Source organism: Streptococcus milleri, from assembly GCF_900636525.1.
In the GTDB taxonomy this organism is placed as follows: Bacteria; Bacillota; Bacilli; order Lactobacillales; family Streptococcaceae; genus Streptococcus; species Streptococcus hominis.
Genome location: NZ_LR134288.1, coordinates 1,649,794 through 1,662,261 on the forward strand (window position 1 = coordinate 1,649,794; position 12,468 = coordinate 1,662,261).

Sequence of the window (12,468 nt, forward strand, 5' to 3'; positions counted from 1 at the left end):
ACTGTTTAAGCACCCTTGCGGGGGTGGGACTACGAACTAAAAATTTTCGATTTTTAGTTCTGTTCCACTCCCATTCTTTTAACATTGATACAGGAAGATGATGGAATTTTACTTTTCAGGCACTATTGAACGCATTATTTTTGAAAATCCCAGCAGTTTCTTTCGGATTCTGCTGTTAGATATTGACGACACCGATGCAGATTTTGATGATTTTGAGATTATTGTCACGGGCACCATGGCGGATATTATGGAGGGCGAAGACTATACTTTTTGGGGAAACCTCGTGCAACACCCTAAATATGGGGAACAGCTCAAAATAACACGCTATGAGCGGGCAAAGCCAACCAGCAAAGGCTTAGTCAAATATTTTTCAAGCGATCATTTTAAAGGGATTGGTGTAAAAACAGCGCAAAAAATCGTGGATCTCTATGGCGATAACACGATTGACAAAGTTTTAGCAGAGCCAGAAAAATTAAAGGATATTGCAGGTCTTTCTGCCAAAAATCGCGAAGCCTTTCTCACGAAACTAAGACAAAATTACGGTACCGAGAGAATCCTTGCCAAGCTATCTGAATACGGTATCCCCAACAAACTAGCTTTTCAAGTGCAAGATTTCTACAAGGAAGAAACCTTAGAAATCGTGGAACACTATCCTTACCAATTGGTAGAAGACATTCAAGGAATTGGTTTTAAAATTGCCGACCAACTGGCACAAAGCTTAGGAATTGAAGGTACCGCTCCAGAGCGTTTTTGTGCTGGGTTGCTTCACACGCTCCTCACTCAATCTATGGAAAAAGGCGACACCTATCTTGAAGCAAAAGAACTTCTGGAACATACGATTGAACTCCTCGAAAGTTCCCGTCAGATTGAGTTAGACCCAAGTTCTGTTGCGGATGAGCTGGCACATTTGATTGAAGAAGATAAAGTTCAAAATATTGATACAAAGATTTTTGAAAACAGTCTCTTTTTTGCCGAAGAAGGGATTCGTAGCAATCTCTTGCACATTTTAGAAAAAGGGAAGCAAAACAAGTTTGAACCGAAAAAGATCGAAGCTGCTATTGCTCAAATCGAAAATGAGTTTGCCATTTCCTATGATGTGACTCAAAAACAAGCAATTTGTGACGCTATCAATCACAAAATTTTTATCCTAACGGGTGGCCCCGGAACAGGAAAAACGACCGTCATCAATGGAATCATTGCTGTTTATGCTCTGCTGCATGGGTTGGATTTGCGCAAATCTCAGGATTTGCCTATCCTGCTAGCAGCTCCTACTGGGCGTGCTGCCAGACGCATGAATGAATTAACAGGGCTTCCAAGCGCTACAATTCATCGGCATTTAGGCATGACAGGAGATGACGACACCAGCCATTTAGACGATTATTTGGACGCAGACTTTATTATTGTGGACGAATTTTCAATGGTAGATACTTGGTTAGCCAATCAACTCCTCAGCAACATTTCATCAAACACCAAACTCCTAATCGTCGGAGATGCCGACCAGCTGCCTTCTGTCAGCCCCGGACAAGTGCTGGCAGATTTGCTGAAAATCCCTCTTCTTCCGCAGACCAAATTAGAAAAAATTTATCGACAAAGCAAAGACTCCACTATCGTCACCTTAGCCAGTCAGATTAAAAAAGGCATCCTCCCAACTGATTTCACTGAGAAAAAAGCCGACCGCTCTTATTTTGAAGCGCGCAACGAGCATATTCCACAGATGATCGAGCGCATCGTGGAGGCAGCTCTCCGCAGTGGCATTCCAGCTCAAGATGTGCAGGTGCTTGCGCCTATGTACCGCGGACAGGCTGGGATTGACCACATCAATCAACTCATGCAAAATCTAATCAATCCTGTCGAAACAGAACAAATCATTTTTGAAGCAACTGATTGTCAATATCGACAAGGCGACAAGGTGATTCATCTGGTCAATGATGCGGAAAGCAATGTCTTTAACGGCGATTTGGGTTATATCACTGATTTGCTGCCAGCAAAATATACGGACTCTAAACAGGACGAGTTGACTATCAACTTTGATAGCAATGAAGTCATTTACCCACGCAGCGAATGGTATAAAATTCGTCTGGCATACGCTATGAGTATCCACAAATCTCAGGGTAGTGAATTTCCTGTAGTCATTTTACCGATTACATCCAGCAGCCACCGTATGCTGCAACGCAATCTTATCTATACTGCTATCACCCGTGCCAAGAGCAAATTGATTCTTCTTGGGGAAAAGTCTGCCTTTGACTTTGCTGTCAAAAACACTGGCACAGCTCGCAATACCTATCTAATCCAACGCTTTTCAGACCTCCTAACTGATGAAAAAGTTATACACACTTCTGTGAATAATTTGGAAACAACTGTGGAAAACTATGTCTTGACTGAGGAAAATTTCTTGAAAATCAACCCTATGATTGGAATAACGGATGAGGATATTCAAAATGTTTTTGGAGAATGATAGAAAAAAGTAGCTCTTTGTCAACTGTAGTGGGTTGATGTCAGCTAACATCGCGAGAGGACGAGATTCGTTCTCTCTCTTTTGATGTTCAAAGCGATGAGAATGCGTTTCTTAAAGTTGTCAAAGTTCCTGAATCCAAAAGCGTTTCGCTTAATGACCTTGATGAGATTGTTAGTTGCTTCCAGCTTGGCGTTGGAGTAGGGTAGTTCCAAGGCGTTGGTAATCTTGTCTCTGTCCTTCAGGAAAGTCCGAAAGACGGTTTGAAAAATTGGGTGAACAGCTGAAAGATTCTCCTCAATTAGGTCAAAGAAATAATCAGCTTGCTTTTCCTGAAAGTGAAAGAGCAGGAGCTGGTAAAGCTCATAGTGTTGTCGAAGTTGGTCCGAATAGCTGAGCAGCTGATGGAGAATCTCTTGATTGGTTAAATGCGCCCGAAAAGCTGGTCTGTAAAAACGCTTATGGCTAAGCTTGCGGCTGTCCTGCTGGAGGAGTTTCCAATAGCGTTTGAGGGCTCGGTATTCCTGAGATTTTCGGTCGAATGGGTTCATGATTTGGATGCGGACACGGTTCATAGCTCGGCTGAGGTGCTGGATAATGTGGAAACGATCGAGAACAATTTGGGCATGCGGGAAAAGTTGCTTGGCCAGCTGATAGTAAGGACTGAACATGTCCATGGTCATCACTTTAACCCTCATACGAACCTGTCTAGGATAGCGTAGAAAATGGTTTCGAATGACCGCTTGGGTTCTGCCGTCCAGGATGGCTAGGACCTCATTGGTATTAAAATCCTGAGCAAGAAAGCTCATCTTCCCTTTCTTGAAGCTATACTCATCCCAGCTCATGATTTCTGGCAGTTTCTGCCAGTTCATTTCAAATTTGAATTCCTTGAGCTTGCGAATGACGGTTGAAGTCGAGATCGAGAGCCTGTGGGCAATATCAGTCATGGCTTGCTTCTCAACTAATAATTGAGCGATTTTCTGTTTGACTGCAGAGGCAATCTGATGATTTTTCTGGACGAGGGAGGTTTCGGCGACAGCCATTTTTCCACAGTTCTTACAGCGAAAGCGCCGCTTTTTGAGTCGGATAAGAGTTTTGTATCCCGCTGTTTCCAGATAAGGGATTTTAGAAGGTTTCTGGAAGTCGTATTTGGCCATCTGTCCCTTGCAGGCAGGGCATGGAGGGGCATCATAGTCAAGATGGGCCAGAATTTCTTTGTGAGTATCGGCATCAAAAAGATTGTCTATTTTGATATTTTGGTCTTTAATTCCAAGAAGTTTTGTGATAAAATCGAGTTGTTCCATATGAGTCTTTCTAATGAGTAGTTTCGTCGCTTTTCATTATAGGTCATATGGGACTTTTTTCTACATAAAACATACTAAGATTAGTAGTGAAGAAATCTCCGACGGGAGAGAGTACTCACTGCTTTTTCTTTATGTTAAAGTAGAGGGTGTCTTGTTAAGTCGAGGGTCTTTTTGACGCTTGATGTCGTACACAAAACTGGCAAGACACCTGTTTTAGGAAGAATGTTATCAAAGTATGTGGGACGCTTGACGTCGTGTATTGAAAATGACATCACTAAAACAAGGTATCATTCAAGACAAAGAGGGATTTATCATGCGGACTGTGTTTGGAATTGATGTGAGTAAGGCAAGTTCAGAGGTGGCTATTTTAGTGAATGGTGAGAAAGTTCATGGCTACACCATGCCCAACGATACCATCGGATTTGCACGTCTCTTGAGCGATTTAAAAACCGTCCAACACCCTGAAATCATCTTTGAGGCGACTGGGGTCTATTCTCGGCGCCTTCAGGCATTTCTGGAGGAGAATAACTACGCTTATACACGGCTCAATCCTTTGGAAGCTAAGAAGTAGCTAGACAGCTTGCGTGTCCGTAAAACGGATAAAATCGATGCAGAGAAGTTGGCACAGTCACAATTCGTCTTAAACCGTAAGCCAAGCTATGTGCAAGAGGAGGTTTATCAAGACTTGCGGGATTTGAGTCGTTTCTATCAGAATCTGACAGAGGATACCGTTCGTACTAAGAACCGCCTTCACAAAGTACTGCAAGTGACCTTCCCCGAACTGGAGTCCATCTTGTCAACACCAACAGGTGAACAATACTGGCAGCTGGTGAGGGCATTCCCATGCAAAGCTTTCGTCCCGAAGGGATCTGAGATGGAACTGACTACCATCATTCGGCAGTCTACAGCCAAACGCATCTCTGACAAGCGTGTCGCTTATCTGGTGAGGAAACTCATTGAACTAGCCAAACAGTCTTATTGTGCTACCAAGAAAACCTCTACCAGAATACGAGATTCTTCTCTCCATCCCTGGTATCGCTGAAACAACCGCCACCTCTATCATAGGCGAATTAGGAGATATCCGTCGTTTTCAGTCTCCCAATCAAATCAACGACTTTATCGAGATTGATCTGAGACACTATGAATCAGGGAACTATTTAGCCCAAGAACATATCATCAAGCGGGGCAATCCTTATGCCAGAAAGATTCTCTTCAAGACCATTCACAACATTGCTTCGGCCAGTCATACCAATCCTTGCCACATTGCGGACTTTTATGAGAAACGAAAAAGACAATCGCAGACGACTTCAACTAAGCCTCATACGATTGCCTCAATGCATCGCCTCATAAGGACAATGTATTACCTCATTACGCATAACAAACTTTACGATTACACTTTAACCCAAAATCATTAAAGCCGTCTATGCTCTATCATTGTAACACCTTATGAAAAAAATAGCTAGATAAGGTGTTGATTTTGTGTACTCTTTTTCCAATCAAAAGAGCCGAAAAGGGATAGGATAAACTATTAAAATCAAATCAATCATCAATTCTTTGACTGAAAAACATTGAATTGCTTGACAAATGGTAGAAAAAAGACCACCTCTTTGGTGGCCCTTATAGGGAGATTATTATGAAAAAGTTTAGGATTTCTATCAAATAAAGTTAGGAGGTCTTCATTTGATAATATTATTATAAAACGATTTTCTTAAATGAAGCTTAAGCCGTATTTCAAATTTACAATTTCTGCAAAAGATACTGAAAAAGTTCTAGATTCCCTTTTTCTTCATTGACTAAAAACTCTGGGTGCCATTGAAGCCCAATGATCCGACTATTATCTAGCGACTCAATCGCTTCAATGGTTTTATCTCTAGGATCAAAAGCCGTTGCGCGAAAATTCGGCGCCAAATCCTTAATACTTTGTCGGTGGACAGAGTTGATCTGGCTAGCACGGCCAAACAGCTCTTCAACAACACTGCCTTTCTCAGTTTGAATGGAGTGAGAAGTTCCAAAAGGTAAACCCTGCCAATGGTTGTCAATGTGCTGATTCAGCGTTCCACCAAAAGCAACATTGACTAGCTGCAAGCCCCGGCAAATCGCCATAATTGGTTTTTCCTGTCGAAGAGTTTCTGCTAACAGAGCCAGCTCAAACTCATCTCGCACCATATTGTAATCATCACTCTCAATCGCCTGCTTTTCTCCATAAAAAGTGGGATGCACATGTTGTCCCCCAGACAAAATCAGCTTATCAATACTCTCAACATAATCCTTCACCAAGCTTTTATCACCAACAGGGATAATCATAGGCAATCCACCAGCGATTTTGATACTCTCAGCAAATTTACTAGAAACGGACGAGTGAATATTTTTACCTTCCTTATCAACAGGACAAAGATTAGCGGTCACTCCAACAATCGGTCTGCTCATACGATTCCCTCCTCATTGATATACACAATCTTACCACTTCCTCTACCTGCCGTCCAATTGATTTTTTTAAAGGTCGTGATAAATAGTTTTTATACTAGCCACAACTCCTGCCTCATTACACTCTTTTTATGCACTTTAATCAGACTTTATTCTTATAAAATAATAACTTATAAAAACAAGCTACTACTAAACAAGAAATTTATCGCTTTCTATGGTAAAATGAAATTAGAAAACTCTATAAGGAGAAGAACATGGAAAAACAAACAGTTGCTGTTTTAGGCCCTGGTTCATGGGGTACTGCCTTGGCACAAGTATTAAATGACAACGGACATGAGGTTCGTATTTGGGGCAATATTGCCGAACAAATTACTGAAATCAACGAGCATCACACTAACAAACGGTATTTTAAAGATATTGTTCTTGATGAAAAGATCACAGCGTATTACGACTTAAAAGAAACCCTTGATGGCGTGGATGCTATCCTTTTCGTCGTTCCAACCAAGGTTACACGTCTTGTAGCCAAACAAGTAGCCGAGGTGCTGGATCATCCAGTTAAAGTGATGCATGCTTCAAAAGGTCTGGAGCCCGACACTCACAAACGACTTTCCATGATTTTAGAGGAAGAATTGCCTGAACAATTCCGTAGCGAAATCGTCGTTGTTTCTGGTCCCAGCCATGCTGAGGAAACTATCGTTCGCGACATTACTCTCATCACAGCAGCTTCAAAAGACTTAGAAACAGCTAAATACGTCCAAAATCTTTTCAGCAATCACTACTTCCGTCTCTACACCAATACAGATGTCATCGGTGTGGAAACAGCGGGTGCACTCAAAAACATCATTGCGGTCGGAGCAGGGGCTCTTCACGGTCTTGGCTATGGTGACAATGCCAAAGCCGCTATTATCACGCGTGGCTTAGCAGAAATCACCCGTCTCGGTGTCAAACTCGGTGCCAGTCCTTTAACATATAGCGGTTTATCCGGAGTGGGAGATTTAATTGTCACAGGAACCTCCGTTCACTCACGCAATTGGCGCGCTGGTGATGCTCTTGGGCGCGGTGAAAAGTTAGAAGATATCGAAGCCAACATGGGCATGGTTATCGAAGGCATTTCCACTACCAGAGCTGCCTATGAACTCGCACAAGAGTTAGACGTCTACATGCCCATCACCCAAGCCATTTATCATGTCATTTATGAAAACCTTAACATAAAAGATGCTATTTATGATATAATGAATAATGAATTCAAAGCTGAGAACGAATGGTCGTGATCAGCCACATTAAATAAGGAGTCGTTCTATGACAAAAGTAAGAAAAGCAGTCATTCCTGCTGCTGGACTTGGAACTCGTTTCCTACCAGCCACAAAAGCACTCGCAAAAGAAATGCTACCTATTGTTGACAAACCAACTATTCAATTTATCGTTGAAGAAGCGTTAAAATCCGGTATCAAAGACATTCTGGTTGTAACAGGTAAATCCAAACGCTCTATTGAAGACCACTTTGATTCAAATTTTGAATTGGAGTACAACCTCAAAGAAAAAGGTAAATCTGATCTTTTAAAACTCGTAGATGAAACGACTGGTATCGGTCTTCATTTCATTCGTCAAAGCCATCCACGAGGGCTTGGCGATGCTGTTTTGCAAGCCAAGGCTTTCGTTGGTAACGAACCTTTCGTTGTCATGCTAGGCGATGACCTAATGGACATTACAAATAACAAAGCAGTACCACTTACCAAACAATTGATGAACGATTACGAGGAAACACACGCTTCAACTATTGCTGTCATGAAAGTACCACACGACGAAGTTTCTTCTTATGGCGTTATTGATCCACAAGGTGAAGGAGTAAATGGACTCTACAGCGTTGAAACTTTCGTTGAAAAGCCAAAACCAGAAGACGCACCAAGTGATCTCGCCATTATCGGACGCTACCTACTGACGCCTGAAATCTTCTCCATCTTGGAAACACAAGCGCCAGGTGCTGGGAATGAAATCCAGCTGACAGATGCTATTGATACTCTCAACAAAACACAAAGAGTATTCGCTCGTGAGTTTACAGGTGACCGTTATGATGTCGGCGACAAATTTGGCTTTATGAAAACATCTATTGACTATGCCCTCAAACATCCTCAAGTCAAAGACGATATGAAACAATACATTATTGAGTTAGGCAAGAAATTAGACAAAAAAGAAAACTAACAGATAGCTGTGATGGGTGGCACCTATTCCTAATCAATTGTTCCAAGGAACTCTAATTGATTAAAATCAAAAGTGCTTTTCCAATCACTACATTTGTTGGGAAAACAATAACTTGTAAAAGGCAGGGAAAATATCATCCCTGCCTTACTTTTTGATACCCAAAATTCTTAATGAAGTAGATAATTGCTCAAAGCACTAACTTGAGGTTATAGATAGAGTTTGCGAAGTAAGTCTCAATACTGCTTTTGGCAGACTCAGAAAAAGCCCCTTTGGAAATGAAAATAGTAACCGCAAATCTACTTTACAACAAACTCTCATTGTACCCAATCTAAATAAAAAACTCATTAAAATCCTGAATGGTCTGTTTTAGGTCTTAAACGGTCATTTTTAACTAAAACTCCGCCTTAGTGATTTCCTAAGACAGAGTTATTTCTATAAATTTAAAAGATGAATCGCAAACCAGCCACCAATACCACACCAAAAATCACAGTTACCACTAAGTTACGATAGCGAAAAGCAATATAAATTGTTGGAAAAACAGCTATTAAATCTAGCCATTTAAAGGTTGGCAACTGTCCTACTCCTCCCTTGGTAATGCTGGATAAAATCAACGCAAAAATAATAGAGACCGGTAAATATTGCAAGAAACGTTCGACAATCTTAGGTAACCCGCGATATTTTACCAATATAAACGGAGTAATCCGTGATAACCATGTCACCAAGGCTGAGAGAAGAATGGCGACAAATATATAATTATTTATCATCTAGCATTACCCCCGCAGCACAGCCTAATAAGGTCGACATTAAAACAGCTAAAGACGAAGAAACAAGCATGCTTAAAGCATAGAACGATAACGCTACCACAGACAACATCACTAATAGTTTTTGAAATTTTGTTTTGTGTAACATCACTAAAAATTGGGAAGAAAAAATCCCAATAAACATACCCACCAGCGCAAAATCCAAGCCAAACATTTCTGGATTTGGCAAAAGGCTTCCTAATGTCGTTCCGACTACAGATCCGACGAACCAAGCGAGATAGCTCGTAATGTTATTGCCGTACATCCATTGAAGCGAAATATATTTTGTATGGACGTGCTCACTTAGTAAAACGCCGTATGTTTCATCTGTCAAGAGTATTCCGATACCAATATTTTGCAAGAGACTTGCATGCCGAAAAAAAGTAGATGTATGAAGACCTAGCAAAAATAGACGCAAATTGATTAAAAAAACTGTCAGAGCAATAGCTGTTACCGGGGCGTGAATCGCAAGAAGTGCTAGCATAGCAAACTGAGCACTTCCTGCATAGACTAAACTGCTCATCAGTGTCATTTCAAGAGGACTGACATAAGAAGCACCAATAATTCCACAAGCTAGTCCAATACTAACATACCCAAGAGCCGTTGGCATCGCTGCCTTAGCCCCATCCTTAAAACTTTTTCCTATCATATTTATTCTTCCATTGTGTCAAATGCCAGACTTGGCTTAGCATTCAAGCTCAATGTTGCAAGATTCCCTTTGTTCCACTCACTAACACTCGCATAAGCAATCATTCCTGCATTGTCCCCACAGAGACGCAAAGGCGGTATGATTACCTTGATATCTGTCATTTCAGCTGCTAAACGTTCACGTAAACCTTGATTAGCAGCAACACCGCCCGCAACGACTAAGGTCTTAACAGGATATTTCTCCAAAGCTTTTTTTGTTTTTGCCATGAAAATATCTAAAACAGCAGCTTGAAAACTAGCAGCCAAATTTTCTTTTGCCAAACTTTCACCCCTTTGCTCCGCATTGTGACAGAGGTTGATAAAGGCAGATTTTAACCCAGAAAAGGAAAATTCCAAATTATCCTCTTTGATCATCGCCCTCGGAAAATCATAAATATCTTGTCCTTTATGGGCCAATTCATCTATCTCACGCCCTGCTGGATAAGTCAAGCCCATCACGCGACCAACTTTATCATAAGCTTCTCCAACTGCATCATCGCGTGTTTCCCCGACAATCTGATAATCACCGGCTTCGCTGACATAAACCAACTCAGTATGCCCCCCGCTGACTAATAACGCTAAAAGAGGGTATTCTAAGTTCTCAACACTTTGAGCCGCCATAAGATGACCTGCCATATGATTGACAGGAATAAGCGGTAAATGATGTGCCCACGCAAAAGACTTAGCAGCTGCCAGTCCGACTAAGAGGGCGCCTACGAGCCCTGGTCCATAAGTTACTGCTACTGCGGTCACCTCTTTTTCTGTAATACCGGCCTTCGCAAGAGCTTCCTCAATGCAAGCCGTGATAACTTCCACATGGTGACGGCTAGCCACTTCCGGTACCACGCCACCAAAACGTTTATGGCTCTCAATCTGGCTCGCAATAACATTGGATAAGAGTTCAGCGTCATTCTTTAAAACTGCCACGCTAGTCTCATCGCAGGACGTCTCAAAAGCTAAAATATATCTATCATTCATAGTTTTCCCTTTTCATTACAATCGCATTTTCCACTGGCTCATGATAGTAATTCTTGCGCCGAGCGATTTCTATAAATTTCTCTTTTTGGTAAAACAGCAGAGCTGCTTTGTTAGATTCTCGCACTTCGAGGAAAATCTCTTTGTCAATTGGCAGATGTTCAAACAAAGCGGTCGCAATTTTCTTTCCTTGATAGGCTTTCTTAACCGCAATTTGTAAAACTTCTGCTTCACAGTCCGACTCTTGAAAAGCCAGAAACCCGATTAAATTTTGGGCTTCTAAAGCCAAAACATAAACCGACAAAGGATTTTGTAAATCTTTCTCAATCTGCTCTATATTCCAAGGACTGACAGCATACACATCTTTCAATACTTGGTAAATTTGCTCCGCTAAATTAGCAACCCGCTTTTTTTCATCTTTTTTAATCTCAATCATAAGCGCTTGATGTAAGAATCGTTCGTTTCTTGATGGTTTTTGAGCCAATTCTCTTCTGCTTCCACTCGCTTGAGGTAATTCGGCACGAAATCATGAACAGAACGAGCTGATAGTTGCAGACCGATTTTAGCAAGGAGCACAGTGCTTGGCAGGGTTGCTTTGATAAGAGCTGCTGGCAAAGCGGATTGAATCTGCTCCACAAAATTTTCCACTTCTCCTACAAAAGTTACCTGAGAAGCAGACTTGGCTTTTTCTAAAACTTCTTCAAAAGATAAATGAGCTTCCGGCTGAGTTGCTCTGCCATTTTCATAAAAACCAGCATAGACATTGTTTCGTCTAGCATCCATGAGAGGAATGACCAAGCCGTCAATGTCCTCTGGCACCAGAATCCGCAAGCTAGAAACTCCCACCAAATCTATTTTAAGCGTATGTGCTAACGTTTTGGCCGTTGCCACAGCAATTCGCAAACCTGTATAACTACCAGGACCTTCTGCAACTACAATGCGACCTAAGTCACTTGGTTTCAAATCCAAACTTTCCATTAAAAAATCAATAGCCGGCATCAATGTAACGCTATGATTTTTTTTAATATTTACTGTCATCTCAGCAAGCAACTTATCATCTTCTAAAATCGCAATTGCTAAGGCTTTGCTGGATGTGTCAAAAGCTAAAACTTTCATTCTTATCTTTCCTTTGTGATAATCTACTTTCTATTATACTACAAAAAATACGGATTTCCTTAATATGATTTCCAAAAAAACAAGACCTTTTGAAAATCGCTTTCCTAGATTTTCTCACTTCTTTCTTTTACTAAATATCCTTTTTATGATATAATGATTGTAATTGTAACGTATCAAAATCAATCTATTACTCGGAAAATCAAATAGATGAAGACCGCCCTTGAAAATAAGGTGGCTATTTTCTGGTAGATTGATCATGAATGAGAAAGGAATTGAAATGATTTACAAAGTTTTTTATCAAGAAACAAAAGAACGCAATCCACGTCGGGAAAACACGCATTCTCTCTACTTGGATATTGACGCCAAAAACGAATTAGAAGGACGCATCAAAGCCCGGAAACTCGTCGAAGAAAAAACACCTTACAATGTTGAATTGATTACACTTTTGTCTGACAAACATTTAGAATACGAAAAAGAATCAGGCAACTTTACAATTACGGAGCTCTAAACC

Annotated in this window: 11 protein-coding genes and 1 pseudogene; 5 read left to right on the forward strand and 7 right to left on the reverse strand. The window is 41.1% G+C overall.

Annotated elements, in window-relative coordinates; all coding sequences use genetic code 11:
- The first annotated feature begins 100 nt into the window (after positions 1-100).
- Complete coding sequence (locus EL087_RS08100) at positions 101-2,455, forward strand: ATP-dependent RecD-like DNA helicase (RefSeq protein WP_126408179.1); 2,355 nt, start codon at positions 101-103, stop codon at positions 2,453-2,455.
- Between the two features lie 44 nt (positions 2,456-2,499).
- Here EL087_RS08100 and EL087_RS08105 read toward each other — a convergent pair whose 3' ends face one another.
- The gene (locus EL087_RS08105) at positions 2,500-3,756 is read right to left on the reverse strand and encodes an ISL3 family transposase (RefSeq protein ID WP_126407908.1); all 1,257 of its coding nucleotides are present in this window, start codon (positions 3,754-3,756) and stop codon (positions 2,500-2,502) included.
- A gap of 313 nt (positions 3,757-4,069) precedes the next feature.
- Here EL087_RS08105 and EL087_RS08115 point away from each other — a divergent pair.
- Positions 4,070-5,171: pseudogene (locus EL087_RS08115) on the forward strand (IS110 family transposase).
- 322 nt (positions 5,172-5,493) lie between these two features.
- On the opposite strand, the gene EL087_RS08120 reads toward EL087_RS08115, so the two are convergent.
- Positions 5,494-6,183 (reverse strand): gamma-glutamyl-gamma-aminobutyrate hydrolase family protein, encoded by a 690-nt coding sequence (locus tag EL087_RS08120; protein ID WP_126407910.1) that lies wholly within the window; start codon positions 6,181-6,183, stop codon positions 5,494-5,496.
- A 251-nt stretch (positions 6,184-6,434) separates the two neighbouring features.
- Here EL087_RS08120 and EL087_RS08130 point away from each other — a divergent pair, with 251 nt between their 5' ends.
- Both EL087_RS08130 and galU read left to right on the forward strand, forming a co-directional pair.
- Positions 6,435-7,451, forward strand: a complete 1,017-nt coding sequence (locus EL087_RS08130; RefSeq protein WP_126407912.1) for an NAD(P)H-dependent glycerol-3-phosphate dehydrogenase — start codon at positions 6,435-6,437, stop codon at positions 7,449-7,451.
- Positions 7,452-7,479: 28 nt separating this feature from the next.
- The gene (gene galU / locus EL087_RS08135; RefSeq protein WP_126407914.1) at positions 7,480-8,379 is read left to right on the forward strand and encodes a UTP--glucose-1-phosphate uridylyltransferase GalU; all 900 of its coding nucleotides are present in this window, start codon (positions 7,480-7,482) and stop codon (positions 8,377-8,379) included.
- 440 nt (positions 8,380-8,819) lie between these two features.
- Here galU and EL087_RS08140 read toward each other — a convergent pair whose 3' ends face one another.
- From EL087_RS08140 to tsaB, 5 genes are read right to left on the reverse strand one after another with little or no spacing between them, the layout of a single operon-like run.
- Positions 8,820-9,143 carry an AzlD domain-containing protein gene (locus EL087_RS08140; protein ID WP_049533034.1) on the reverse strand — a complete coding sequence of 108 codons (324 nt, stop codon included), beginning with the start codon at positions 9,141-9,143 and terminating at the stop codon, positions 8,820-8,822.
- Positions 9,133-9,828: an AzlC family ABC transporter permease gene (locus EL087_RS08145; protein ID WP_126407916.1), complete on the reverse strand. Its 696-nt coding sequence runs from the start codon at positions 9,826-9,828 to the stop codon at positions 9,133-9,135. Before EL087_RS08145 ends, EL087_RS08140 begins: the two co-directional genes overlap by 11 nt.
- Before the next feature lie 2 nt (positions 9,829-9,830).
- Complete coding sequence (gene tsaD / locus EL087_RS08150; RefSeq protein ID WP_126407918.1) at positions 9,831-10,844, reverse strand: tRNA (adenosine(37)-N6)-threonylcarbamoyltransferase complex transferase subunit TsaD; 1,014 nt, start codon at positions 10,842-10,844, stop codon at positions 9,831-9,833.
- The gene (gene rimI, locus EL087_RS08155) at positions 10,837-11,277 is read right to left on the reverse strand and encodes a ribosomal protein S18-alanine N-acetyltransferase (protein WP_126407920.1); all 441 of its coding nucleotides are present in this window, start codon (positions 11,275-11,277) and stop codon (positions 10,837-10,839) included. Before rimI ends, tsaD begins: the two co-directional genes overlap by 8 nt.
- Entirely contained in the window at positions 11,274-11,957 is a 684-nt protein-coding gene (gene tsaB, locus EL087_RS08160) for a tRNA (adenosine(37)-N6)-threonylcarbamoyltransferase complex dimerization subunit type 1 TsaB (RefSeq protein ID WP_049533038.1), read from the reverse strand. The genes rimI and tsaB overlap by 4 nt, the downstream gene beginning before the upstream one ends.
- A 277-nt stretch (positions 11,958-12,234) precedes the next feature.
- On the opposite strand from tsaB, the gene EL087_RS08165 reads away from it, so the two are divergent.
- Positions 12,235-12,465: a DNA-dependent RNA polymerase subunit epsilon gene (locus EL087_RS08165; protein ID WP_037582642.1), complete on the forward strand. Its 231-nt coding sequence runs from the start codon at positions 12,235-12,237 to the stop codon at positions 12,463-12,465.
- Positions 12,466-12,468: the final 3 nt, after the last annotated feature.